The following is a 24,014-nucleotide window of genomic DNA, read 5'->3' as shown; positions in this document are numbered from 1 at the left end:
GCGGTCTGCGGCGACGTTGACCCGTCGGGCAAAACGGGCGCGGGATGGCAACGCGTTCCTTAGGCACGCTCCGAAACCAGTTGACCTCGGCGCCATCATGTAACATACGAAGTTACATGAGACGAGACAGCCGATTATCGGGGGTCCTCCACGTCCTGCTGCACATGGCGCAGCAGCCTGGCCCGTTCACCTCCGAGACGCTGGGGAAGGCCATGGACACCAACCCGGTGGTGATCCGCCGCATCATGGCGGGCCTGCGCGACCTCAATTACGTCCGCTCCGAGAAGGGGCACGGCGGCGGCTGGACGCTGGCTTGCGATCTGTCGAGGGTGACGCTGCGCGACGTCTACACCGCGCTCGGCAGCCCCTCGATTCTGGCCATGGGCAACCGGACCGAGGCGCCTGGCTGCCTCGTCGAGCAGGCCGTCAATGCCGCGCTCGATCAGGCCTTTGACGATGCAGAGGCGTTGCTGCTGTCGCACTTTGGCGAAGTGACGCTGGCGATGCTGAGCAACGATCTGCGCAGGCGCCTGGGTGCGCGAAAGCTTCAAGGCATGAGCGCGCATCACGCGTGACCCACTCCCCTCAGCAGGACAACATCGTGACCGACATTCAAAACGCGTTCTCCGATCCGCAGATGGTGGCGAAGTACACCGAAGGGCCGCCACGGTTCGTTCCCGGCTACAATTCGATGCTGTCTATGGCGGCGATCCTTTTGGGCGAGCGTGCACGTGAAGATGCACGAATACTCGTTCTTGGCGCCGGCGGCGGCCTGGAGCTGAATGCCTTTGCGCAAGCGCAGCCGCGCTGGACCTTTGATGGCGTAGACCCGTCCGCTGCGATGCTGAATCTCGCGAAGCAGACGCTGGGCCCGCTCGCGTCGCGCGCACATCTACATCAAGGCTATATCGACGATGCGCCGGAGGGGCCATTCGACGGCGCGACGTGCCTGTTGACCCTGCATTTCGTCGATGTCGAGGAACGGCTGCGAATAGCGTCCGAAATCCGCCGCCGCCTCAAGCCCGGCGCGCCGTTCGTCGCGGCCCATTTCAGCATCCCCGGCGACGACGATGAACGGCCGCTTTGGCTCTCGCGCTATTCGGCCTTTCTCGCCGCAGCCGGAGTCGAGCCCGACAAGGCGGCCGCCGCGCGAAAGGCGGTCGACGGCCAGTTGAGCATTCTGGCGCCCGCGCGAGACGAAGCAATTTTGCGCGACGCAGGCTTCTCCGTCCCAACCCTGTTCTACATCGGCTTCACGTTCCGCGGCTGGGTCGCCTACGCCTGAGACGTCACGGCCTCGTCAACACGTCGCCATGAAGAAGCCAGGCAGGGCCTGCCTCTCGCGCTACTCCGCAAGCCGCGCGAGCGGGCCCGCGGCCGCCTTCTGTTCACCCAGCGCTTGGCCCTGGGCCATGCGTTGGCGGATCATTGCGACAACCGGGCCTACCTGCTCGAAAGCCCGGTCGTGGGCGTCGTCGCCGGCGACCGCCAGTTTCGTCAGGTCGTAGACGTCGATCCGGTCGCGCGCGAGCTCAGTTCGATAAGGCTCCTGGGTCGGGTCGATATCGCCCAGGCGGGCGACGTCTCCCCAGATCGTCTTCGACAGCGAGAGCGCGCCGTCGTCACGCGAGACGAACAACGAGATGGGGGGCCGCGCGCCGCTCATCCGGTTCAGTTGCGAGCGGAAGACATCGACATCCACGTCGGGTGCCACCAGCATCACATTCTTCAGCTTGCTGCGCTTCGACGCGACAGCCGGGGCGCGGATCGCCCGCGTTCGCAGTGCTTCCAGTGCGATCCAATTGCCCATCGAATGAGCCAGGAGATAAACTTCGCCGACGGCAGACGAGGCGTCGAGCGTGCTCAACAGATTGTCGAGCGCGTCACGCGAAAAATTGGCGCTTTCCCGGTCATAGGTATACGCGCGCAGCCTCAGCTCGCCGCGCGATGGCCAGGTGAAAAGCACGGGAACGACCGGCACTTTGGAGTCGTGCACGATCTGCGCGAAGCGATAGACCGCATCATCGAAGCGGTTGTTGAAGCCGTGGACGAAGACAAGCACCTTGTTGCGACCGGACTGCTTCATCGCCGCGGCGACAGACACAGCGAAATACGTCTTGTCGAGATAGTCGGCCGACACAGTCGTGAACTCCCGTTGGGGGTCGCCGGGCAGGCTCGCGGGCCGCTGCACTTCGCCGATCTTCCGCGCGGCATCTGGCGGGATCGAGACAGTCACCTCGGCAAAGGACAGCTCGTCCGAACGGTCCCCGCTGAACATCTCACCGGGATCGACGTCGGATCGCTTGCGATTGGTGACGACGTAGATCGGGACATTTGTGTTTCCGGGGGCGACCTGCGCTGTCGGAACAAGCACGCCCTGCGACGGACGTCCTGCACAGCCGCCCAGGACTGCTGCGATCGACAAAGCCAACAAAACTGCTGGAGCACTGATGCGACTCGTCCGGACCACCGGCAACACTCACAACTGGACGCAAGAGCGCGATAACTCACCATCCGGGCAACGGAAGGGGCACCGGATATCGACCAGTCTATACCGGCTGAGCGTGCCTGGATGTCACGGCGCGGCAACACCCAGCCGGCGACAACTGCGGAACCCGGTCTTGCAGACCATGGTCGAGTGAAATGTTTAAGAGGGAGATGTCGAGCATCTCACGTGGCACAAATTGCATATGCGTTGCCGTTGCGGCGGCGGCCTTGCTTTGGCGGTCGTCAGAGCGCCTTGACGTGCTTGGAGAAGATGCGGAGCCGCTCGCGCTGCCGCCTGCCCTGCTGTTCGAAAGCGTATGATGCAAGGCGCTCGACCGCGTCGCGGAGACACCTGAATTGGGTCTCCCTTTCGTCGGGACGCGTGCCCTTCGAGCCGTGAAGGTCGTCCAGCGCGACGCCGCTTATCTCGCAGTCGACGAGGCTGGCGCCATACGTCATCGTAAACAGAAACGCCATCCGCTCCGTGTCGTAGCCAAGAATCTGGCCGCGCGTCAGAAGCGCTGCGTTTTCCGCTGGGGATACTCTCGGTGGACGCGGCAATTGTCAGCCTACGGCTTCGCCGGTGTCGCACGGCGGCACCTCCGCCAGGCGGCTCGCCTGCGAAGCAAAATCGTTGAACGCTGCGACTGCGTCGCTCATGTTGTGGCATCCGCGGCTGTCGCGCGAGGCGTGAACGCGAAGATCGAACAGCTCCATCCAGAACAGGGGCGCCGCAGCTGAACCGGCTTCAAGCGTTTCGAACATGTTGATCTCGCAATCGCCAACGCGCTCAAGCGCAACCGTCCGTGGGCCATGAGCGATATGAGGAATTCCGAGCAATTTTCCGTAACTTCGCAATATCTTCACGTTTATAGGCGGCGCGCCATCGCAGCTGGACATCAAGGCCTTCGGGCTTTTTCGGGGTGGGTTCGCCCCCGAGTACAGACGACGCACCTAGGGGGACAGATCGCCGATTTAAGTCACATGACACCCGGTTTCTTGTTATCGTGAGCCAATAACTTGATTTTCTATGCCGCGATCCCGATGCGCGAGCCGAGGACTCAAGGCCGCAGCGGCAACGACGAAAGGGTTCGATGTGGCTGCTGCCCGTTCGCCCCAATTGCAAGCCATGCCCAGTGCGACCGGCGGCATCGCCCGCCTGGTCTGGGCCCGCCTGCGCGAAGCCGGCATTCAGGCGGACGGCTTGCTGTCCAAGGCCAGATTGACCCTCGAGCAGATCCAAGACCGCAAGGCGCGGCTGAGCGTTGAAAGCCAGATCAAGTTTCTGGAGCTTGGTGCCGAGGCGCTGCACGACGACGCCCTGGGATTTCACCTGGCACGGGACTTCGACCTTCGTGAGATCGGCCTGCTCTACTATGTCGCGGCCTCATCCGGGACAGTCGCTGAAGCCTTGTCAAAGACGGAGCGCTATTGCCGCCTCGCGAACGAGGGAATTTCACTGCGATTTGCCGCGAAGGACATGGCGATTGCGTTGAGCTATGTCGGCGTGGAACGGCGGTCGGATCGGCACCAGATCGAATTCTGGGTGACCTCTATCATTCGAATCAACCGCGCACTGACCAACCGCCGCGTGGTGCCAAGCCGTGTCAAAGTCGCCCATCGCCGTCGAGCGATGCCCGCGGAGGTCAGGTCGTTCCTTGGTTGCGAGATCGAGTTCGGATCAGACGTCGATGAGATCGCCTTCCCTCAGTCCGTGGGACAGATGCCCATCGAAAGTGCCGATCACCACTTGAACGATCTGCTGGTGACCTTCTGCGAGGAGGCGCTTGCACATCGGAAGCCTGGGGGAGTTTCGCTCAGATCGAGCGTCGAGAATGCCATCGCGCCACTGCTTCCCCATCGCGAGGCACGGGCTGAGGAGATCGCGCGCCGGCTCGGCATGAGCCACCGCACGTTGGCGCGGCGCCTCGCGTCGGAAGGACTGACCTTCACCGGCATTATGGACGAGCTGAAAATCGACCTCGCCAAAAGCTATTTGAAAAAGGACGAGTTGCCGATTTCGCAAACCGCCTGGCTGCTCGGCTATGGCGAAGTCAGCGCATTCACCCACGCCTTCAGGCGCTGGACCGGAATGACGCCACGACAATGGCGTGCCGCGGACGATCCCAAGCGCGCCGACAACGTCAACGATACGCCCCCTCGCGCAAAGAACGCCAGGGCAAGCTAGTCCCGGCGGTAACGCCAAAGCGCCCCGATGCAGCCAGGAAAACACCAGATCCACTCAAGCCGCGGACCGCTGCAACCCTCACCGATCCACCGGCACGCCCGGCCCGAGATGATACCGGCTCGAGAAGAACACCAGCGGCGTGGTGTCGCGATAGTCGCAGCTCGAGACTTCGGCGATGATCAGCGTGTGGTCGCTGACATCGACGTGGCGTGTGACCTCGCAGGCGAACCAGGCCATGCAGCCGGACAGACGCGGCAGGCCGTCGACGATGTCGTAATCAGGAGCAGCGCCGGTGTTCGGCTGGCTCGCGAAGTGCCGCGACAGGTCCCGGCCGTGCTCGGGCAGGACGTTGACGCAGTAGCGTCCGGTTGCCGAGATCGCCCGATGCATGCGTCCCGGCATGACCGACACCAGCACGGTCGGCGGGGACAGGCTGACGGTGACAAAGCTGTTCGCGGTCATGCCGCAGACGCGGCCGTGCTCGTCCAGCGCGGTCAGCACCGCGACGCCGGTCGTGAAGCGCGATGCGGCCTCGCGGAACGAGGCCGGATTGGCGCGCGGCATGTCAATCCCCACTCGCATCGGTCCTCACGCAATCGCCCTGACCGGCTCAGGCGGCGCCGACATGCGCTCGATCCAGGCCTGGATGCGCTGCGGCGTGCAGATGCGGTCCCACTGCCGGTCCGGGTAGTTGAAATTCTCGGTGAACTCGTTAGCCAGCGCCGGGTTCTGGCTCATCGCGCCGATCAGCATGCCCAGCGCTTCCGTCGGCGGCTGCAGCATCACATTGGTCCAGCGCGAGGCCGCCAGCACGCGATCCTGTCGTTTCAGCTCGATCTTCTCGCACAGGCGCAAGTCGAGCGCATCCGCGTTGACGATCTCCTCGCCGAGCACGAAGGCCGCATAGGAGGCGACATTGGCGCCCTGGCCCATCATGGGATCGACGATCGCATGGACGTCACCGAGCGCGATCGCGCATTTGCCGTCGTCGAACTCGACCACAGTGTTGCGCACCGTCGGGACCACGCCGCCTTGCAGCAGATCCTGCGGCTGCGCGAGATCGAAGCGCGCGGTGTCGATGCGGTCGTAGGTCGTCGGGTGATGCTTCTCGAGCTTGCCCAGCAGCACCTTCAAGAAGTGCTTCGGGTTGTCGTCGTAGCTGAGCGTCGCCAGTTCCTCCATGTCGCCGCCGGGTACGTTCTCCATCAGCAGCGCGTTGGCGACACCGCCGAACGTAATGGTCGGGATCACGATCATCTCGCCATGTCCTGGAGACACCGAGAGCGTGACGTTCATGGGATCGGGCTGCCGCACGCCGGTGTAAAGCCCGACGCACAGCCGCCGTTGCGGCTGCGAATAGGGCGTGTGCTCCGGCCGATAAGTGAAGAGCTGGCCTAGCGGGCCCTTCCCGGTCGAGACGACCAGGAGATCGAAGCGGGCGACCAGCGGACGGATGTCGCGCTCTTCGATGCGGCGATATTCGATCTTGCCGCCGCGGCTGACAAAATCCTGCATCAGGGCGGGAAGATAGATCCTGTAGTCGACGGCGCGGCTCGGCTTCGAGAAATCACCGCGAAAGCTCAGCGGCTGCGGAAAATTGAAGACGTGGTCGTGGTAGTAATAATGGTCCTTCGGACCGCTCCAGTGATTGACGCCGAGATAGTCCTCGCGCGCGATCGTCACGTGGTGATGCGCGACGGTGTTGAGCAGGCGGATGTTCTTGTATTCCTCGGGCGGCCGATCCGTGATGATCGTCGCGTCCACGCCGTGCTTCTGCAGGTAAAGCGCGAGATGCAGGCCGGCGATGCCGGCGCCGACAATTCCGATATGGCGTGCCAATTTCGTCTCCTCCCCTGTGATTGCTTGTTTTGACGGAGCCTAGCGATCCGCCGTGTTGCGCACTACGGAATAGATGGGATATAATTTATTCCAGATTGGAATGAATTATGGACCGGATCGATTGCCTGCGCGCTTTCGTTCGCGCCCTCGAGGGTGGCAGCTTCTCGGCTGCGGCCAAGGAGCTCGGGATCGGCCAGCCCGCGATCAGCAAGCGCATTGCGATGCTGGAAAGCGAATTCGGCACGCAGCTGTTTTTGCGCACGACGCGCACACTGAAGCCGACGGCCGAAGCGCACCGGATCTACGATCTCGCGCGGCAGATCCTCGACAGCTTCGACATGGCGCGGTCGAGTGTCGAGCAGTCCGCACCCCGCCCGACCGGCACGCTCCGGATCGGCGTGCCGTCGTCGTTCGGACGGCGCTACGTGATGCCCGTCATCGCCGAGTACGTCCGGAATTATCCGGAAGTGCGGATCGACATCCGCTTCAGCGAACGCTTCGTCAACCTGGTGGAAGAAGGCATCGAGCTGGCGCTGCGCATTGGGAACCTGGAAGCGAGCAAGCTGGTCGCCCGCCGGCTCGGGACCGTGCAGCGCCATCTTGTTGCGACACCCACCTATCTGCACGGCCGCCCGCTGCCGCGGACACCTGACGATCTCAGCTCGCACCAGTGCATCGTCTATTCACGGATGTCGCCGGCGCAGCAATGGGCCTTCGAATCCGAGCATGGCCGTCACGTCGCATCGATCAACGGACCCATTCACGTCGACGACGCCGATGCGATGCAGGAGGCGACGATGCAGCATCTCGGCATCGCAATCCTGCCCGAGTGGAATGCCGCGGAGGGCCTTCGCAGCGGCGAGCTCGAACATGTGCTTCCGGACTACACTATCGCCGCGCTGCCCCTGCACGCGGTCTATCCGGAGACGCAGTGGATGTCCCTGCGCGCGCGAAGCTTCCTGGATCTCCTGGTCGACCGCGCGGAGCATTTCGCGCCAGCGCCGTCGCATACCGGTACCGCCGGCGCGGGCGGTTGACGCCGTCCCCGCCATCATTAAATGACGCCCATGAAAAAGATCGGATTTCTGTCCTTCGGACACTGGACGCCCTCGCCGCAATCGCAGACCCGCTCCGCTGCGGACACGCTGCTGCAATCCATCGAGCTGGCCGTCGCGGCGGAACAGCTCGGCGCGGATGGCGCCTATTTCCGCGTGCATCACTTCGCGCGCCAGCTGGCCTCGCCCTTCCCGCTGCTCGCCGCCGTCGGCGCGAAGACCAGCACAATCGAGATCGGCACGGCCGTGATCGACATGCGCTACGAGAACCCGCTCTACATGATCGAGGATGCAGGCAGCGCCGATCTCATCGCCGGCGGTCGGCTCCAGCTCGGCATCAGCCGCGGCTCGCCGGAGCAGGTGATCGACGGCTGGCGCTACTTTGGTTATCGCCCGGCCGACGGCCAGAGCGATGCCGACATGGGCCGGCGCCATGCGGAGGTCTTTCTGGACCTGTTGCGTGGCGAAGGTTTTGCCGAGCCCAATCCGCAGCCGATGTTTCCCAATCCGCCGGGACTGCTGCGCCTCGAACCACATGCGGCAGGCCTGCGCGAACGGATCTGGTGGGGCGCCGGCTCGAACGCGACCGCGGTGTGGGCGGCGAAGCTCGGCATGAATCTGCAGAGCTCGACGCTGAAGAACGACGAGACCGGCGAAGCTTTTCATGTGCAGCAGGCGGCGCAAATCCGCAGCTATCGCGCCGCGTGGACGGAGGCCGGCCACACCCGTGAGCCCCGCGTGTCCGTCAGCCGCAGCATCTTCGCGCTGATGAACGATCGCGACCGCGCCTATTTCGGCGGGGAGCGCGGAGGCGAAGACCAGATCGGCTTCATCGACCCGCAAACGCGCGCGATCTTCGGCCGCTCCTATGCCGCTGAGCCGGAGGCGTTGATCGAGCAGCTCAAGCAGGACGAGGCAATCGCCGAGGCCGACACGCTGCTGCTGACGATTCCGAACCAGCTCGGCGTCGACTATTGTGCGCATGCGATCGAGGCGATCTTGAAGCACGTCGCGCCGGCGCTTGGCTGGCGGTGAGACCGTCGACCGGTTCATTGCGAAAGTCAGGCCGTCTCTTGCTGACCCCTGATCTTCTCAATCTGTTCGGCACCACCCTGTCGGGCTGGCTCACCGACCGTTTCGATCCGCGCAAGCTGCTGTTCTTCTACTAAGGCCTGCGCGGGCTCTCGCTGATCTACCTTCCCTACTCGGATTTCTCTTTGGTCAGCCTGTCAGTGTTCGCGGTGTTCTACGGGCTCGACTGGATCGCAACTGTGCCGCCGACTGTGCGTATCGCCAACGAAGCCTTCGGCGACAGGAATGCGCCGCTGATCTTCGGCTGGGTGGTCGCCGGCCATCAACTCGGCACCGCCTGCGCCGCCTTCTTCGCCGGCATCATGCGCTCGACACAGGGTGATTATCTGCAGGCCTTCATGATCGCGGGCGCAATGGGCATCGTCGCAGCCATGCTGTCGCTGATGATCGGCCGGCGGCCGGTGCAGCCGGCGCTCGCCACGGCGTGAGGGTGCGCGGATCGTCCGGGAGGAGGCTCCAATGCGTTGACGCGATCTGCGATGGCTCGACTTGAGGTCGCGATTGACTTCGCCCACTACCCTGACAATGATGCCGCCGGGGATTTGGAATCTATCAGGGGCGAAAATGCGTGGTGGTTGTCTGGGAGCTTTTGTCGTGGCTACGTTGCTTGCGGGGTGCGCATCGGGGCCGCTGGGCGGCGCGGCGCTGACTGACAACGTCAGGTCGAATACTGCACGCTTGGTGGTCTATCGCACGTCGGCCCTGGGATTTGCTGTCCAGCCCAACTATGCCGTCGATGGACGCGTGATTGGCGGCAGTCAAGCCGCGGGGTTCGTGGCGTGCGACCTGCCTCCAGGCCGCCACGAGGTTGCCGTCAACAATTTGCCGCTGAGCAGCAATCTGTTCGGGCAGGGAAGCGAGAAGGTGAGCCTCGATCTGCGCGCCGGCAGCACGACCTATCTCTCCGCCCAGCCGCAGATGGGAATCGTGACACCCGGCGCGATCACGCTGATCCAGGTCACGGAAAGCCAGGGCCGCGCCGACGTCGCCAGCTTACATCAGAGCAACGGCTCATGTGGCAAGGCCTGATTCGAATCATTCCGGTGTCAAAGCGGGGATGAGACGCGTTGTTCTGAAGACCATCCTGCGTCTCGGTCGCTACGCCGTTCTTCCCGCCGTGGCGCTGGCCTGCGTGATCCTGGCCATTTGGCTGAGGGCCCTCGATCGCTACACGATCACGACGCTGGCCACAGCACCGATCGTGTTCTCCATATTCATGGCCGCGGTGGCGCTCGCAATTGGCCTCCTGCTCCTGCCCTCGCGAAAGCATGGGAGTTTCGAGGCGAACGAGGATACCGCTCCAGGCCTCTGGGCAATGTGGAAGGAGCTCGATCGCAGCGTTGCCCGATCAAGCCGCAGCTTGCGGATCGACACCGACTTCAACGCTTCGATCGGGGAGGTGAGCCGATATGCAGGCCTGTTCGGGCGACACGTCACGATGACCGTCGGCTTGCCATTGCTGATCGTCCTGGATGAGCGTGCACTTCGCGCCGTCATCGCCCATGAGGTGGCACATGCCCGGCTTCGGCACACCTCGGGAAGCATCAACCTCGCGGATTTCATCGCGGCTTCGGTGAATGTCCTCTTCTACGCCGATCCGGACCGAACCGTCACCGGGCGCATTGCCCGGGCCCTGCTCCGTTCCATGATCGAATGGCTCGACAAGGAATATCGCGCGCTGTCGCGGGAGAACGAGCTTTACGCCGATCTCGGCGCGGCCGAACAGGTTGGACGTGCCGAGATGGCGCGCGCTCTGGTGCTGACGGAAGCGTGCGGAACACGTCTCACCGATCTCGTATACGCTCCTCTGGAGAAGGAAGTGCTCGGCGCAATCAATGCACCGCGCCCGCCCCTCGAGCGCGTCTTCGAGCAGCTTGGTGACATCAGGGCGCCGGAGCCGATGGCCGCAGCTGCCATCGCCGGTCTGACGCGTGAGCACGATCCGGACGCGACGCATCCGCCTTTTGCCGCGCGGCTTGCCAATCTTGGATACACCGGCATTCCTGACATCGACGAGGTCAGGACGTCCGCTATCGACCAGCTTCTGTCGCAGGATGCGGCAAAGGACATCATCGCTCGCTTCGACGAGGAATGGCGGAGGAAGGCGCAAGCCTGGGTCAGAGTCGGCAGCTAAATAGCCCTTGCACCCACCACGCGTCGGCTCACCCCGTCTTCGTCCCCGTGACCACGGCGAGCGCCTCGACGAGGCGGTCGAGATCGGCCTCGTCAGTAAAGAGCGCCGGCGTCACGCGGATGCATTGGCCCTTGGCAACGCCGGCCCGGCGTACCGTCATGACCTTGTGGCTGTCCCTCAGCTTCACGACGATAGCGTCGTTGTCCGCCTTGCTGGTCTTGCCGGCGAGACGGAAGGACGTGATCGCGCCATATGAGCCGACCTCATCCGGCGTCAGGATCTCGATGTCCTTGAATCCGCGGGCGCGGCTCACCCAGTAATCACGCAGATATCGCAGCCGGGCTTGCTTTGCCGCCGCGCCGATCTGCTGATGGAGCGCCACGGCCGCGGGCACCGTCAGGACCGTCGCGAAATTGACCGTGCCGGTGTGCCCCCGCGAGCGGATATCGGTCTCCGCAAAGTCCTCGTCGCCCATGTCGCGGTCGATGTCGGCGAGGCGATCCTTCCTGATGTAGAGGAAGCCCACGCCGAGCGGCGCGCCGATCCATTTGTGCAGGTTGAAGCCGACGAAATCGACGTCGAGCTCGCCTACCCTGAAGTCGATCTGCCCCCAGGAATGCGCGGCGTCGACGATGGTATCGATGCCCTTGGCCCTGGCCATGCGGGCGATCTCGGCGACCGGCATGACGAGGCCGGTGCGATGGCTGACATGGGTGAGGAGGAGGAGCCTGGTCCTGGGATTCGCCTCGAGGGCGCGGGCATAGGCGTCGAGCACGGCCTGGCGGGTGGCCGGCTCCGGCACATCGAACCTGACCACGTCGACACCGCGGCGCGCCTTAAGCGCGTTCATCGCGTACTGCATCGAATCGTAGTCGAGGTCGGCGTAGAGAACGCTGTCGCCGGGCTTCAGCTTGTTGTAGCCGCCGATCAGGAGCTGCAGCGCTTCGGTCGCGCCGCGGGTGAGCGCGATCTCCTCGGGCGCCGTGCCGACCGCCTGGGCCACCTTGATGCGCACGGCCTCGAAATCCGCACCCGCGCGCTGCCGCGCGTAGTAGGTGTTCTGATAGTTGACCATGTCGGTCTGGCGAATGAACTCGCGCCTCACCGGCTCGGCCATGATGCCCCAAAAGCCGTTCTCCAGATTGACGACATCCGGCGTCACGGCATAGAGCCCCTTCACCGCCGCCCAATAGGCATTGTCGGTGGCGATGGCGGCCGCCGCTCCGGTCGGCTGCGCCGGCAGGCCGTCGGCTGCCATGGCCGGAGCCGCCAGGGACGTGACGGCTGCGGCCGCGAGGCCCTTCAGGATCGACCGGCGGTCGGACGACATTGTCTCATTCAGATGCATATCAGCCCCCACGATGCGCGGCGAAGGGAGCAGCGATCCATAGAGCGCGCATGACGAAGCGATGACAGTTCGATGATACCCGGCGCGCCCTGTTACATCCCGGTCATTGCGCCGACGATCATCCCTGCGCCGACGCCACCGGCCATTGCGAGACGTCCGCCATCGCAAGCAATTCCAGCTTCGCGGACGATTTTTCCAGCAACCCGGCTTGCGCAAGGCGTCGGGGATCATTGCGATAATCCTGAAAGTCCGCATCGGATGCGAAGCTGACGATGTGCACCTCGATCGTGCCATCCGGATTTCGAAGACGACGCTCCACACGCCCGCTGAACGCAGCGAGTAGCGGCAAGACGGCATCCTCGTAGGCGCGGAAGGCCTCGATACCCTCAGGCGGTATTCGGGCAATGAGCACCAGCGTTACGGAGTGAGCTTGACAGGTCATCGCCGCAAGCCCGAGCCGAGATAGTCGCGCATTGGAGACGCTGCATCCTGCGGGTGGTGCCTCGCGGCGTCAATGACGGCTCGAATACAAGGCCGGCACCTTGGAGACGCCCGCTTTGGGCGGGTTCCTGGGGATGAGGACCTGCTTCGGGTTCGAAGCGCGATCGCCGCGCGCGATCTCAGAACAAGGCGGCGTTGAGGGCCTGTCCGTAGATCATCGCGGCCACGAGGGAGAGCAGCAAGCCCGCACCCGAGAAGATCACGAGTACCTTTACGGTTTCGACATCAACGTTGGTTCTCGTCGCGCGGGATATCGCCTTTGCCAGTGCAGCCATCATCGCCAGCTCCGAACCGGGCCGCGCGGAGGCGGGCCCTAATTCATCTAGCGTCATTGGGCGCGTTTGCGTGTGAAGCAGATTACAGGTGCGCTTGCGTGCTGCGCCTCAGGCATGAGCCGCAGCTTCGCCATGGGTCGGCATCGTCAAACCGCCCGGCTCAACGCGCTGCCCTCAGGGTGAGGCGCCACTGAACCCGCAGGCGCGTGATTGACGACGAGACCGGTCGGCACGGTGCCATATCTCGACAGCGCAGCGGTCACCCGCCGCATCGCCGCCGAACCGAGTTCGCCGGCGCGCACCACCGGGATGATCAGATCCGCGTGCGCGGCCAGCGCGATGGCGTCGGGCTGAAGTGCGAGATTGCTCGCATGGACGACGATCAGATCGAACTCCGAGCGAATATCGTCCTCGGGCCGCGCATCGGCTTTTCTGCCGGCGCTCAACAGCTCGTCGATCGACTGCAGCCCCGCCGTGGTGGAGCCGTCCTGCCATTCGGTTACCGGAGGCTGGTGACCTGCGAATTCCGGCTGGAGCCGGATCAGCACGCTCATCATGCCCCGATTCACCGCCGCGCGATTGAGCGAGCGCGCAACGGTGTTACCGCCGGCGCCTTTGCCGACCGACAACACGAGGGCGACCTTGCAGCCGCGCACCGGCGCGCGATCGATCCGCTCGAGAAGCGGACGCAGATACGCGCCGAGGTCGAGCTCGGCCGAGGCAGTGATCGGCCTTTGCCACACGGTGTTGGCCACGGCGCCAGGCGCCAGATCGGGAATGCGGGCCCAGACAGGCAGGTTCGGCATCGCCTCGGGCTGGCGCGCGGCCGGGCCCGGTCGCTGGACTTGCGTCTCCGCCGCTTCAGCACGCGCAAGAGTCTGAGCAGGAGTTTGAGCAGGAATTTGAGCAGGAGCCTCGGCAGGCGCAGGCCCGTCGGACATGCTTCCCATCGCCGCAACGGCCGCCGTCGAGGTCAGGATCGAGCCGATCGCGAGCGCCGCGAGCAGCAAGGCGAGGGGCGGACGCGTCGAGCGCATCGGCGGAATGGCGAGCGAGGCGATCTTGGTCTGGGAGCTCTGCAGCTGGCGCTGCTCGTTGGTCGTCTTGAACCGCGACAGGAACTGCTCGTAGATGTTCTTGTTGGCATCGGCGTCACGCTGCAGCTCCTGCAGCTTCACGAGCGCCTGGCCGTCGACCAACATCTGGGTCTCGACCGCCCTGAGCTGCTTTTCCAGCGCGTTCTGCTGCTCCAACTGAGCCTCATATTCGGACTTCGCCGTGTCGATGTTCTTCTTCCGCTCGACCTCGATCTGCCTGTTGAGATCAGCCAACTGGCTGTAGGAGATCGCGAGGTCGGGATGGCGGTCGCCGTACACCGCTTTCTTCTGCGCGATCTGATCGTTCAGGGTCGAGCGCTGCGCGCGCAGCATGCTCAGCAGGTCCTGCTTCACCGGACCTTCGACATTGGCCTTGAGATCGCGCTGCACCTGCTCGTAACGCGCCTTGGCTTCCTCGGTGCGCGCGCGAGCGGCGGAGACCTGCTGATTGAGATCGGTCACCCGCAATTGCTGGGTCGTGGAATCCTTGCCGGCATTGAGGATCTTGTGCTCGAACCTGAAGGCGGCGACGGCATCTTCCGATACGCGCAGGCGCTCGTTCAATGCCTTCAGCCGGTCCTTGAGCCAGTCCGCCGCCTCGTCCGTCGCCTCGGTGCGGACACGACCTTGGCTCGCGACGAACGCCTCGGCGATGGCATTGGCGTAATGCGCGGCCCGTTCCGCATTGTTCGAGGTGAATGAGATCGCAATGACGTAGGTCAGTCCGCGGCGCGAGATATCGAGACGGTTGCGGAATTTTTCGAGCAGGCGCGTCATGTCGGTGTAACCGCCCGCGATGTCCGCGTCGTCGGCGATCTTGAGCTGCTCGATCAGGGGCCGGAGAAAGCCGTCCGATTTGGCGATCTCGATCTGGCTCTGAAGTGCCGCGGCATCCTGGCCGATGCCCGGCAACACGTCCTGCTCCGAGGTGACGCGCAGCTCGCGGGGATCGACGACGACCAGGGCCGTCGCGGCATACCGGACCGGCAAGACCATCAGGACATTGACGCCCAGGGCGAACAGCGCCAGCGCCAGCGTCAGGATGCGCCGGCCATTCTCGCGCAGGAAAGAGAGCGCACCGGTGACGGTCAGCGATCCCTTGATCAGCGCAGGAGCAGCGCTGTCAGGCTTCGCCGTCGCAGCCCGCGGCGCTTCCCACGAAGCCGCAGGCTCCGTCGGGGCGATGCTTCGCGGAGATGCACCTCTACCGAACGCCATAGGATTGGACTCGAAATCAACTGACAGCCCCGGTTCAGAGGCTTGCTACACCGTAAATATCCATGGTTAACCGGCGGTTACGGCTGGCGCGCCGTGGTCAATGAACAATCTGTTAACGCGCGTGCCGATGCGCCGCGCGGCATCGGCGCCTTCGGTTGAACCGGGCTGGCGCGACCACCACGACGTCGATCAACGCTCCGCTGCGGCAGTTCGAGGGCGATCATTTCGTCGTCGGCATTGCATTCCTCTCGACGACATTCGAGGTGTCGACGCCGCCTCACCGGGAAGCGGGAACCTGAAAAATGGTGGTCGATGGCGTGGAGCTGACCCGCACTCACTAGAGCCCGCTGCAGCGCAATCGGAACGGAGTTCCGGCGCCATTCAGAATAAAACCACGAGCTCATACAGATTTGAAATTGCTTGTGATTTTCTCACCTCTATGATTTGGCGGCCGTGGGGGCCGCTGCCGTAGGGAATTACGGCACACCTCACAACAGCGTGCGCCTTTCGCTCCGGGATCGTAGTATTGTCGTCGGAAGCTGCCGACGCACGAGACCGAGGATCTTGCGTATCCGCTCGATCGCGGCGCTCGACGGGATGCACTCCAGAATTAGGCTGAGGATCGCGACTGCGGTCGGACGGCGCGGCAAATGGAGGACATGATGGCGTGGCGTGACGACAAGGCCCGGGCAACCCTGATCCGCGATGCAGCGGGCAGCGTGCCGCCGGGCAAGAGCCCGCGGGCCTTTGCCGAGCCCCTGTTCGGCTACAGCAATATCGAGGATCTCGACAATTACGATGCCGCCTCGCTTGCCGTCCTGGCGGAGCAAGCCTGGGAGCATGTGCAGCGGCGCACGTCGGGCAGCGCCGATATCCGCGTGGTCAATCCGACGTTGCCGAACGGGCGCGAGATTTCCGTGCTCGAGATTCTCAACGACAACATGCCTTTCCTGTACGACTCCACGATGGCGGAACTCGCCGAGCAGGGCATCGAAGTCACCCTCGTCGCCCACCCGATCATCGCCGTGGAGCGCGATGCCGAGGGCAAGCTGCTGCGGTTCTACGGCGAAGCACTGCCGGACGGAGCAAGAGGCGCGCGCGAAAGCCTGATTCACCTCCACATCACCCGCCTGGACGCCGACGCCGATCGCCAGAAGCTGATCGACGGGCTCACCAGGGCGCTGAACAACGTCCGCGCCTGCGTCACCGACTGGCGCGCCATGCGTGACCGCGTCGAGGAAGCGATCAAGACGTTCGCTTCCAATCCGCCGCCGTTGCCGATCGACGAGGTCGCCGAAGCCAATCAGTTCCTGCAATGGCTCTGCGCGGACAATTTCACTTTCCTCGGCGTGCGCGAATATCGCTTCTCGCCCGACAGCGATGCGTCCGACGACATCACGACCGGCGAAGGCCTCGGCATCCTGCGCGATCCCGACGTGAAGGTCCTGCGCCGCGGCAACGAAATGGTGGTGATGACCTCGGAAATCCGCGAGTTCATGCACGAGCCGACGCTGCTGATCGTCATCAAGGCCAATGTCTCAAGCCTCGTCCATCGGCGCATCCGGATGGATTACGTGGGTATCAAGCTCTATGCACCCGACGGCCGGCTCGAGGGCGAATTGCGCGTCGTCGGCCTGTTTACCTCCGGCGCCTATACCCGCTCGGTGCGGCAGATCCCTTATGTGCGCCACAAGGTTGCGCGGGTGCTGCAGCGCACCGGCTTCGACCCGAACGGCCATTCGGGCAAGGCGCTCATGCATATCCTCGAAGATTATCCGCGTGACGAGCTGTTCCAGATCGACGTCGACACGCTCTACAATTTCGTCATCGAGGTCCTGATCCTCTACGAGCGCCCGCGCGTCCGGGCGCTGGCGCGGGTCGACAAGTTCGATCGCTTCGTCTCCATTCTCACCTTCATTCCGCGCGACAAATACGACACCGACGTCCGCACGCGCGTCGGAGCCTTCCTGTCGCAGGTCTACAAGGGGACCCTGTCGGCGTCCTACGTATCGTTTCCCGAGGGCGCGCTTGCGCGCGTCCACTTCATCATCGGACGCTATGAAGGCAAAACGCCCGTCGTCGAGCGCACCGCGCTCGAAGCCGGCATCAGCGCCATTGCCGCGACGTGGACCGACAAGCTGAAGGCCGCGCTCACCGCGTCGACCGACGGCATGCGGGCGCGCATGATCGCCAATCGTTATGCCCAGGCCTTTAGCGGCGGCTATACCGAGGTTTTCACGGCGGAGCAGGCCATCGCCGATATCGCCACCATCGAAAGGCTGACGCCGGCCCGCCCGGTGACGATTTCGGTGCACCGCGACAAGGGCGAGGACGATCCCAGGCGCTTCGGCCTGAAGGTGTTCTCCGACGCCGCACCGCTATCGCTGTCCTATCGCGTGCCGGTGATCGAAAATCACGGCCTGCGCGTGGTCGACGAACGCACCTATCAGATCGTGCCCGGCAACCGGCCGGAACCGGTCTGGATGCATGAGATGACGATCGAGACCAGCGACGGCCAGCCGATCGAGATCAATCCGGAATTCAGCCATCGCCTGGAAGCCTCGATCATGGCGGTGGTCACGGATCGCGCCGAATCCGACGGATACAACGCCCTGATCCTGCGCACTGCCCTGGGCTGGCGCGAGGTCTCGACGATCCGGGCGCTGTCCCGCTACCTGCACCAGATCCGCGCTCCGTTCACCCAGGATTACATGTGGGAGACCTTGCGCAAGAACGCCGCGATCACGGCCACCCTCGTCGCACTGTTCCAGACCCGCCTCGATCCGCGCCTCGTGCTTACCGATCGCGAGCGTTCGGCGCGCGAGACAGCACTCCTTGCCGAGATCGAGGAGCAGCTCAAATCCGTCGCCTCGCTCGATGAAGACCGCATCCTGCGCCGCTTCACCAATCTGGTGCAGTCAACCATCCGCACCAATCTGTGGCAGATCGGCGAAGATGGACATCCGCGTCCGGTCATCTCCTTCAAGTTCGACGCGCGGCGGATCGACGATTTGCCGGCACCGCGGCCTCTCTACGAGATCTTCGTCTCCTCGCCGCGGGTTGAAGGCATTCACCTGCGTTTCGGCAAGGTCGCGCGCGGCGGCTTGCGCTGGTCCGACCGGCCGCAGGATTTCCGCACCGAGATCCTGGGTCTCGTGAAGGCGCAGCAGGTCAAGAACGCCGTGATCGTGCCGGTCGGCGCCAAGGGCGGTTTCGTGCCCAAGCGCCTGCCGCCACCGTCCAATCGCGACGCCTGGCTCGCGGAAGGCACCGAGGCCTATCGCATCTTCGTGCGCTCGCTGCTCGAGCTCACCGACAATCTCGACGGCGACGCCGTCGTGCCGCCCGATTCCACCGTGCGCCATGACGGCGACGACCCCTACCTCGTGGTCGCCGCCGACAAGGGCACCGCCACCTTCTCCGACGTCGCCAACGCGATCTCGGCCGAGAAGAACCATTGGCTCGGCGACGCCTTCGCCTCCGGCGGCAGCCAGGGCTACGACCACAAGAAGATGGGGATCACGGCGCGCGGCGCCTGGGAGGCGGTCAAGCGCCACTTCCGCGAGCTCGGCACCGACATTCAGACCATGCCGTTCACCGCTGCCGGCGTCGGCGACATGTCCGGCGACGTCTTCGGCAACGGCATGCTGCTCTCGCCGGCGACAAGGCTCGTGGCGGCGTTCGATCACCGCGACATCTTCATCGATCCCTCCCCCGACCCTTCGACCAGCTTCGCCGAGCGCAAGCGTCTGTTCGACCTGCCGCGATCGAGCTGGCAGGACTACAACAAGTCGCTGATCTCGCAGGGCGGCGGCGTATTCTCGCGCACGCTCAAGGCGATCCCGCTCGCACCGGAAGTCCGCAGCCTGCTCGATCTCGACAAGGAGCAGGCCACGCCGTTCGAGGTGATGACGGCGATCCTGAGAGCGCGCACAGACCTGTTGTGGTTTGGCGGCATCGGCACCTATATCCGCGCATCGGCAGAGAGCGACGATCAGGCCGGCGACCGCGCCAACGATCCGATCCGCATCGCAGGCACTGACGTTCGCGCCCGGGTGATCGGCGAAGGCGCCAATCTCGGCGTCACCCAGCGCGGCCGGATCGAAGCGGCGCAGAAGGGCGTCAAGCTCAACACCGACGCCATCGATAATTCGGCCGGCGTCAACACCTCCGACGTCGAGGTCAATATCAAGGTCGCGCTGGCGCGCCCCGAACGCGAGGGACGCCTCAGCTTCGCCGACCGCAACAGCCTGCTGGCCGCGATGACCGACGAGGTCGGCACGCTGGTGCTGCGCAACAACTATCTGCAGACGCTGGCGCTCTCGCTCGCCGAGCGCAAGGGCGTGGCCGAGACCGGCTTCCTCACCCGCCTGATGCAGTCGCTCGAGCAGCGCGGCCTGCTCAGCCGCGCCGTGGAATTCCTGCCCGACGACGCAGCGCTCACCGAGCGTACGCGGCGCGGCCAGGCCCTGACACGGCCCGAGCTTGCCGTGCTGCTCGCCTACGCCAAGCTGACGCTCTACGAGGACCTGCTCCTCACCAGCGTGCCTGATGATCCTTACCTCGCCCGCAGACTGTCCCTGTATTTTCCGCGCGAGGTTCCCGATAAATTCCCGGCCGCGGTCGAGCTCCATCGCCTGCGACGCGAAATCATCGCGACCAGTCTCGTCAATGCCGTGATCAACCGCGGCGGCCCGGCGTGTATCGTGCGCCTGACCGACGAGACCGACGCCGATATCCCCACCATCGTCATGGCGCAGGTGGCGGTGGACGCGATCTACGAGCTCAGGCGGCTCAATGACGCGATCGACGCGCTCGACACCCGGATCGACGGGCAGGTGCAGCTCGGCCTCTACGCGACGGTCCAGGATCTCCTGATTTCCCGCATGGTCTGGTACGTGCGCAATGTCGATTTCAAGGACGGCCTCGAGGCGGTGATCGGACGTTTTGGCCCGGGTATCCGCGAGATCGCGGCCTCCCTCGACACCACCCTGCCGCCGGACCTGCAGGCCGCGCGCGGCAAGCGGCGCCAGGAGCTCACCGATGCCGGCGTCCCGGCCGGCCTCGCCGGCGAGCTCGCCGATCTCGACCCTCTGATTGCGGCACCCGATATCGTGACGGTCGCCGAGCGCACCTCCCGCGCCATCGGCGATGCCGCCGCGACCTTCTTCGCTGCGGAAGCCAATTTCCGTCTCGACCGCATCATCGCCGCCGCGCGCAGCGTGCCGGCAAATGATTATTTCGAACGTATGGCGGTCGATCGCGCCGTCGAGCAGATCGCCAGCGCCGAGAGAAGACTGGCCGCGGATATGCTGGCAACCGGCCAGTCCGGCCAGCAGGCTGTCGAGACCTGGCTCGCGGCTCACCCCGAAGCGGCGCGCATCCGCCGCTCGGTCGAGGAGATTGCTGCCAGCGGCCTGACGCTTGCCAAGCTGACGGTGGCGGCGAACCTGCTGGGGGATCTGGTCAAAGTCTGAGAGCGTGCGAGGCAGCGATGTGAAACTTAGCCGGCGAACGGAGGAGCCCCATGATCCACGCCACTTGCCACACCGCCGATAATGTCCGCTGCATCGAGTTCGATGCCACACCTTGGTTCAGCGAGGCTGACGCTCCGAGCATTGTCGATCTGGCCCGACGAGGCTGGACCAGCACGGCGATTGCAGAGTCCCTCGAGCACCGACGAGGATACGAAGGCCTGCACGACCTCGTCGAGTATGCGGCGAAGCGATTGCAATCGGAATCCCTGGAGGACCCGACCTGGGAAACCTTCGCGTGCGTCGTCGATGGACCCGAGGCCGTCGCGTGGCTCAGGGAGAACCGGCCCAACGTTGTGGCAAGGATCCCGTAAGACACAGGAAGCGCAGCAAAGGCCACAATCGATCGGCGGCAAACGAAGCGGAAAGGCGCGCCCGGAGCGATCCGAACGCCCGACCCGATTGCGGCATTCGAGCGCGAGGCCTATGTTGGCATCCGGCAATCATGCGGCCGCCCATCGTGCGGCGGGGCAGCCCCACGGTGGATGGCTCGCATATCCATCCGAAAGGCTGCGCCATGACCATTGCCCCCACGCTCCACCGATACCTGGCTGCCGAGAACATCCAGTATGTCGAGATCCCGCACGTTTTCACCATGTCCTCCGCGCGCACGGCGCAGGCCTGCCACGTCTCGGGCGATCGTTTCGCCAAGGCCGTCGTGCTGCGCCATGACGGCGGCTATATGCTCGCGATCGTTCCGGCATCGCACCGTCTCAACTTGCCGGACTTGAAGAAGAAGCTCGGCGCGGACCTCGTGATGGCGAACGAAACCGAGATCAACAGGCTGTTCGCGGACTGCGCGCATGGAGCCGTTCCGGCGGTAGGCCGATGCTACGGGCTCGATCTCATCGTCGATGACAGCATCCGGGCGCAGCCCGAGATCTATATCGAGGCCGGCGACCATGAGACGCTGCTTCACCTGACGCATGCACAGTTCGAACGGCTGACGGCCAATGCGCCGCATGGACGCTTCAGCACGCACGGTTGACGCAGCATGGCAGCGGGATGATTTTTCCTGCGCCTTCGTCGCGGCGCGCGTGCGGTCGCGCCCGGTTCGTAGTATAATCGCGTCACGGGGGCTGCGTTCGCAACGGAGGTCCTCCATGAAGGTCAAGGACGTGATGCACAAGGGTGTCGATTGGGTCAGCCCGGACACCCCGATCACCGAGATCGCGAAGTTGATGCAAGGGCACGACATCGGCTGCATTCCGATCGGCGATGACGACCATCTGATCGGGATGGTGACCGATCGCGACATCGTCTGCAAAGGCCTCGCGAGCAAGAACTTCAACGCCGCGCGCATGACGGCGCGGGACGTAATGACCGAAGGCATCCATTGCTGCCGGGAAGACGACGATCTGGCGAAAGCCGTGCATCACATGGAGACGCTGAAAATCCGCAGGCTGCCCGTGATCAACAAGAGCAGGCGGATGGTCGGCATGATCAGCCTGGGCGATGTCAGCCAATTCGCCAGCGTTGATCTGTTGACCCAATGCGTCAAGGGCGTGTCGGCCCATCATTGATGGCGACCGCCACCCGGCGCCCGGAACTTCGTCGCATCGCTCGCAGGACTCCGCTGCCGGCGAACGCGCACGCTATGATACGCGACCTGCCAAGAAGCTGCTCCGCCGTCTTCTCGTCCCCATTGTCACCTGCGCAGCTAATTCTTCAATTCGTTCTGCAGCTCATTCTTGGCGTTCCGCATCTTGCTCGCTCCCCTGAGCGGGGGCTTCGGCGGCGGAGTCGGATTCGCCCAGCCTGCCATCTGCAGGCAGGTGAGCAGATCGACATAGCTTTCTATTCCCCCTGCCGCAGCCTCGCCTTCACAACTATCGCGCGCGGGGCCCGGAACAGTCAGCCAAGTCGAGCTCAGCTGTTGCTGCGCAATTGTCTCGTCACGCACGCACTCGCCGGCGTCCTGCGCCAGGGTGAGCCCTGAGGCCTTGTCGTCAGCGGAAACATCCCGGCAAAGGGCTTCCACATTGAAGATGGGCACACGGTCTGAAATCGGAATCGTGGGTTGGCCAAGAAGCGACAGGACAAAGAGCGCTGCTTTCATAAAATCCTCCCTTGAATCGGGTTGGACGGGAAAGCTCCGGGGAGGTTAGGCCCGGTTTGTTTCCGGCCGGCTTCGCCCGGCCGGCAAAGGGTTTCGTTCTTGCCCGGCAGCGCATTGTGGCTTCCCGACGGACGCCGGTCGCGGCGCGTCACGGCCGATGACGAAGCTTACCCGGGTCTTCGCACGTAGAGCGAGATAAACCGGTCGATCATCGGGTTGATCTGCTCCGGCACCTCCAGCGACAGGAAATGTCCGGAGCCGACGGCCTTGGCCGTGACCAGCTGCGGGCACAGCTCCGCAAAACGATCCAGATCCGCGAGCCGATGGGCCGCTTCGATGTAGAGCACCGGGACCCGACACGCCTGGGCGCATTCACGCGCCCGATGCACATCCCAGGGAAACAGACTTGTAAACGTGGACACCAGCACGTGCTGTGGCGTCGCCAGAAAGGTCTGTTCAACATGGGCGCGGCATCGGTCGGTCGGCAGACAGGAGTCCGCCACGATCTTCCGTACCTCGTCCGCAAAATTCGCGCCCCTTAAGCCCTCCAGATACCCGGCGAACACCGTCCCTGCCGAGGCAGGGAAGAGCACCCCTGAGTCGAGCAGCACCAGGCCTGCAGGAAAGTCCGGATAGCGGGCGGCGATTTCGAGCGCCATGTTGCCACCCATGCTTTGACCCACGATGATCGGCTTTGTGATCTGCTGTCGGTTGCACAGAAAGACGAGATCATCGGCGAAGCCTTCGATCGAATACGCCTGTTGCGGCTTGTCGCTCTCACCATGCCCCCGCAGCTCGGCATTCAATGCCCGACCTTGACGGGCGAAATACTCCATCTGCGGCGCAAAATGCGTGCGATCCCCGCCGAGGCCATGGACGAACAGGAATTGAAGCGGTCCCGTGCCGGCAACGTCGAAGGACAGCTGGATTCCGTCATGCGCGAGCTTCATGGGTCATCTCCATATTCACCGACATGTCCGGGCGTCTCTGACGAGTCCTCAATCTAACCGGCGCCACACGGCCGATAAAGATGGGCACGACTCCTTCGCCGTGGTGCCATGACGCTGCGGCCGACCAAGCGCACCGGCCGCACATTCGGCGATGCCACGCGATTTTTCGCTCCGCCGAGGCCGGCCGGAAAGGCCGTCACCAGCTCCAGGCTTACGCGGTGACGAACAGTGAGCAGC

The 24,014-nt window shown here is 64.2% G+C and carries 23 protein-coding genes and 1 pseudogene; 13 read left to right on the top strand and 11 right to left on the bottom strand.

The window, feature by feature from the left end; genetic code table 11:
• The first annotated feature begins 116 nt into the window (after positions 1-116).
• Both HAP41_RS05480 and HAP41_RS05475 read left to right on the top strand, forming a co-directional pair.
• Positions 117-575, top strand: coding sequence for an Rrf2 family transcriptional regulator (locus tag HAP41_RS05480; protein WP_166104615.1), 459 nt, complete (start codon positions 117-119; stop codon positions 573-575).
• Positions 572-1,285 carry a class I SAM-dependent methyltransferase gene (locus HAP41_RS05475; RefSeq protein WP_176400449.1) on the top strand — a complete coding sequence of 238 codons (714 nt, stop codon included), beginning with the start codon at positions 572-574 and terminating at the stop codon, positions 1,283-1,285. The genes HAP41_RS05480 and HAP41_RS05475 overlap by 4 nt, the downstream gene beginning before the upstream one ends.
• A 60-nt stretch (positions 1,286-1,345) precedes the next feature.
• Here HAP41_RS05475 and HAP41_RS05470 read toward each other — a convergent pair whose 3' ends face one another.
• The 3 genes from HAP41_RS05470 to HAP41_RS05460 all read right to left on the bottom strand — a co-directional run bounded on the left by HAP41_RS05470 (position 1,346) and on the right by HAP41_RS05460 (position 3,252).
• A complete protein-coding gene (locus HAP41_RS05470) occupies positions 1,346-2,479 on the bottom strand; it encodes an alpha/beta hydrolase (RefSeq protein ID WP_166104618.1) in 1,134 nt (377 codons plus the stop codon).
• Between the two features lie 251 nt (positions 2,480-2,730).
• Positions 2,731-2,964, bottom strand: coding sequence for a DUF1488 family protein (locus tag HAP41_RS05465; protein WP_166104621.1), 234 nt, complete (start codon positions 2,962-2,964; stop codon positions 2,731-2,733).
• 87 nt (positions 2,965-3,051) lie between these two features.
• On the bottom strand, positions 3,052-3,252 hold the full coding sequence (locus HAP41_RS05460; protein WP_224580952.1) for a hypothetical protein: 201 nt from the start codon (positions 3,250-3,252) through the stop codon (positions 3,052-3,054).
• Between the two features lie 331 nt (positions 3,253-3,583).
• Between HAP41_RS05460 and HAP41_RS05455 the strand changes: the two genes are divergently transcribed.
• Positions 3,584-4,675 (top strand): AraC family transcriptional regulator, encoded by a 1,092-nt coding sequence (locus tag HAP41_RS05455; RefSeq protein WP_224580953.1) that lies wholly within the window; start codon positions 3,584-3,586, stop codon positions 4,673-4,675.
• A gap of 78 nt (positions 4,676-4,753) precedes the next feature.
• On the opposite strand, the gene styB is transcribed toward HAP41_RS05455, so the two are convergent.
• Positions 4,754-5,239 (bottom strand): styrene monooxygenase NADH-dependent flavin reductase subunit StyB, encoded by a 486-nt coding sequence (gene styB, locus HAP41_RS05450; RefSeq protein ID WP_166104624.1) that lies wholly within the window; start codon positions 5,237-5,239, stop codon positions 4,754-4,756.
• 24 nt (positions 5,240-5,263) lie between these two features.
• Positions 5,264-6,514, bottom strand: a complete 1,251-nt coding sequence (styA, locus tag HAP41_RS05445; RefSeq protein ID WP_166104629.1) for a styrene monooxygenase subunit StyA — start codon at positions 6,512-6,514, stop codon at positions 5,264-5,266.
• 107 nt (positions 6,515-6,621) lie between these two features.
• On the opposite strand from styA, the gene HAP41_RS05440 reads away from it, so the two are divergent.
• From HAP41_RS05440 to HAP41_RS05420, 5 genes and pseudogenes are all read left to right on the top strand, one after another.
• A complete protein-coding gene (locus tag HAP41_RS05440; RefSeq protein WP_166104632.1) occupies positions 6,622-7,551 on the top strand; it encodes a LysR family transcriptional regulator in 930 nt (309 codons plus the stop codon).
• A 30-nt stretch (positions 7,552-7,581) separates the two neighbouring features.
• A complete protein-coding gene (locus HAP41_RS05435) occupies positions 7,582-8,604 on the top strand; it encodes an LLM class flavin-dependent oxidoreductase (protein WP_166104635.1) in 1,023 nt (340 codons plus the stop codon).
• Positions 8,605-8,615: 11 nt separating this feature from the next.
• Positions 8,616-9,089 (top strand): annotated as a pseudogene (locus HAP41_RS05430) (MFS transporter); the annotation flags it as partial.
• Between the two features lie 166 nt (positions 9,090-9,255).
• A complete protein-coding gene (locus HAP41_RS05425) occupies positions 9,256-9,690 on the top strand; it encodes a DUF2846 domain-containing protein (RefSeq protein ID WP_224580954.1) in 435 nt (144 codons plus the stop codon).
• A gap of 331 nt (positions 9,691-10,021) precedes the next feature.
• A complete protein-coding gene (locus tag HAP41_RS05420) occupies positions 10,022-10,795 on the top strand; it encodes a M48 family metallopeptidase (protein ID WP_224580955.1) in 774 nt (257 codons plus the stop codon).
• Positions 10,796-10,823: 28 nt separating this feature from the next.
• On the opposite strand, the gene HAP41_RS05415 is transcribed toward HAP41_RS05420, so the two are convergent.
• From HAP41_RS05415 to HAP41_RS05400, 4 genes are all read right to left on the bottom strand, one after another.
• Entirely contained in the window at positions 10,824-12,125 is a 1,302-nt protein-coding gene (locus HAP41_RS05415) for an aminotransferase class V-fold PLP-dependent enzyme (RefSeq protein ID WP_224580956.1), read from the bottom strand.
• A gap of 136 nt (positions 12,126-12,261) precedes the next feature.
• A complete protein-coding gene (locus HAP41_RS05410; RefSeq protein WP_166104645.1) occupies positions 12,262-12,585 on the bottom strand; it encodes a hypothetical protein in 324 nt (107 codons plus the stop codon).
• A 178-nt stretch (positions 12,586-12,763) separates the two neighbouring features.
• On the bottom strand, positions 12,764-12,922 hold the full coding sequence (locus HAP41_RS05405) for a hypothetical protein (protein ID WP_166104648.1): 159 nt from the start codon (positions 12,920-12,922) through the stop codon (positions 12,764-12,766).
• Positions 12,923-13,065: 143 nt separating this feature from the next.
• The gene (locus HAP41_RS05400; protein ID WP_166104651.1) at positions 13,066-15,234 is read right to left on the bottom strand and encodes a GumC family protein; all 2,169 of its coding nucleotides are present in this window, start codon (positions 15,232-15,234) and stop codon (positions 13,066-13,068) included.
• Positions 15,235-15,389: 155 nt separating this feature from the next.
• Between HAP41_RS05400 and HAP41_RS05395 the strand changes: the two genes are divergently transcribed.
• From HAP41_RS05395 to HAP41_RS05375, 5 genes are all read left to right on the top strand, one after another.
• Positions 15,390-15,533 carry a hypothetical protein gene (locus HAP41_RS05395; RefSeq protein WP_166104654.1) on the top strand — a complete coding sequence of 48 codons (144 nt, stop codon included), beginning with the start codon at positions 15,390-15,392 and terminating at the stop codon, positions 15,531-15,533.
• A 351-nt stretch (positions 15,534-15,884) separates the two neighbouring features.
• Positions 15,885-20,711, top strand: a complete 4,827-nt coding sequence (locus tag HAP41_RS05390; protein ID WP_166104657.1) for an NAD-glutamate dehydrogenase — start codon at positions 15,885-15,887, stop codon at positions 20,709-20,711.
• Positions 20,712-20,761: 50 nt separating this feature from the next.
• Positions 20,762-21,082 (top strand): hypothetical protein, encoded by a 321-nt coding sequence (locus HAP41_RS05385; protein ID WP_063979802.1) that lies wholly within the window; start codon positions 20,762-20,764, stop codon positions 21,080-21,082.
• Positions 21,083-21,285: 203 nt separating this feature from the next.
• Positions 21,286-21,756 carry an aminoacyl-tRNA deacylase gene (locus HAP41_RS05380; RefSeq protein ID WP_166104661.1) on the top strand — a complete coding sequence of 157 codons (471 nt, stop codon included), beginning with the start codon at positions 21,286-21,288 and terminating at the stop codon, positions 21,754-21,756.
• 115 nt (positions 21,757-21,871) lie between these two features.
• On the top strand, positions 21,872-22,291 hold the full coding sequence (locus tag HAP41_RS05375; protein ID WP_063979803.1) for a CBS domain-containing protein: 420 nt from the start codon (positions 21,872-21,874) through the stop codon (positions 22,289-22,291).
• Between the two features lie 137 nt (positions 22,292-22,428).
• On the opposite strand, the gene HAP41_RS05370 is transcribed toward HAP41_RS05375, so the two are convergent.
• Together HAP41_RS05370 and HAP41_RS05365 are read right to left on the bottom strand one after the other, a co-directional pair.
• Positions 22,429-22,827 carry a hypothetical protein gene (locus tag HAP41_RS05370; protein WP_166104664.1) on the bottom strand — a complete coding sequence of 133 codons (399 nt, stop codon included), beginning with the start codon at positions 22,825-22,827 and terminating at the stop codon, positions 22,429-22,431.
• Positions 22,828-22,994: 167 nt separating this feature from the next.
• Positions 22,995-23,777 (bottom strand): alpha/beta fold hydrolase, encoded by a 783-nt coding sequence (locus tag HAP41_RS05365; protein WP_166104667.1) that lies wholly within the window; start codon positions 23,775-23,777, stop codon positions 22,995-22,997.
• Positions 23,778-24,014 lie beyond the last annotated feature (237 nt).

This window comes from Bradyrhizobium barranii subsp. apii (genome assembly GCF_011516635.5).
GTDB lineage: Bacteria > Pseudomonadota > Alphaproteobacteria > Rhizobiales > Xanthobacteraceae > Bradyrhizobium > Bradyrhizobium barranii.
The sequence above is the reverse complement of the archived record's forward strand: the minus strand, read 5'-3'. Positions and strand labels throughout refer to the sequence as shown.

Bases quoted from the DNA above. Each gene is read 5' to 3' on its own strand.
- HAP41_RS05480 (WP_166104615.1), top strand. From the start codon at position 117: ATGAGACGAGACAGCCGATTATCGGGGGTCCTCCACGTCCTGCTGCAC.
- HAP41_RS05465 (WP_166104621.1), bottom strand. From the start codon at position 2,964: ATGGCGTTTCTGTTTACGATGACGTATGGCGCCAGCCTCGTCGACTGC.
- HAP41_RS05460 (WP_224580952.1), bottom strand. From the start codon at position 3,252: ATGTTCGAAACGCTTGAAGCCGGTTCAGCTGCGGCGCCCCTGTTCTGG.
- styB (WP_166104624.1), bottom strand. From the start codon at position 5,239: ATGCCGCGCGCCAATCCGGCCTCGTTCCGCGAGGCCGCATCGCGCTTC.
- HAP41_RS05440 (WP_166104632.1), top strand. From the start codon at position 6,622: ATGGACCGGATCGATTGCCTGCGCGCTTTCGTTCGCGCCCTCGAGGGT.
- HAP41_RS05435 (WP_166104635.1), top strand. From the start codon at position 7,582: ATGAAAAAGATCGGATTTCTGTCCTTCGGACACTGGACGCCCTCGCCG.
- HAP41_RS05415 (WP_224580956.1), bottom strand. From the start codon at position 12,125: ATGTCGTCCGACCGCCGGTCGATCCTGAAGGGCCTCGCGGCCGCAGCC.
- HAP41_RS05410 (WP_166104645.1), bottom strand. From the start codon at position 12,585: ATGACCTGTCAAGCTCACTCCGTAACGCTGGTGCTCATTGCCCGAATA.
- HAP41_RS05405 (WP_166104648.1), bottom strand. From the start codon at position 12,922: ATGATGGCTGCACTGGCAAAGGCGATATCCCGCGCGACGAGAACCAAC.
- HAP41_RS05400 (WP_166104651.1), bottom strand. From the start codon at position 15,234: ATGGCGTTCGGTAGAGGTGCATCTCCGCGAAGCATCGCCCCGACGGAG.
- HAP41_RS05390 (WP_166104657.1), top strand. From the start codon at position 15,885: ATGGAGGACATGATGGCGTGGCGTGACGACAAGGCCCGGGCAACCCTG.
- HAP41_RS05385 (WP_063979802.1), top strand. From the start codon at position 20,762: ATGATCCACGCCACTTGCCACACCGCCGATAATGTCCGCTGCATCGAG.
- HAP41_RS05380 (WP_166104661.1), top strand. From the start codon at position 21,286: ATGACCATTGCCCCCACGCTCCACCGATACCTGGCTGCCGAGAACATC.
- HAP41_RS05375 (WP_063979803.1), top strand. From the start codon at position 21,872: ATGAAGGTCAAGGACGTGATGCACAAGGGTGTCGATTGGGTCAGCCCG.
- HAP41_RS05370 (WP_166104664.1), bottom strand. From the start codon at position 22,827: ATGAAAGCAGCGCTCTTTGTCCTGTCGCTTCTTGGCCAACCCACGATT.
- HAP41_RS05365 (WP_166104667.1), bottom strand. From the start codon at position 23,777: ATGAAGCTCGCGCATGACGGAATCCAGCTGTCCTTCGACGTTGCCGGC.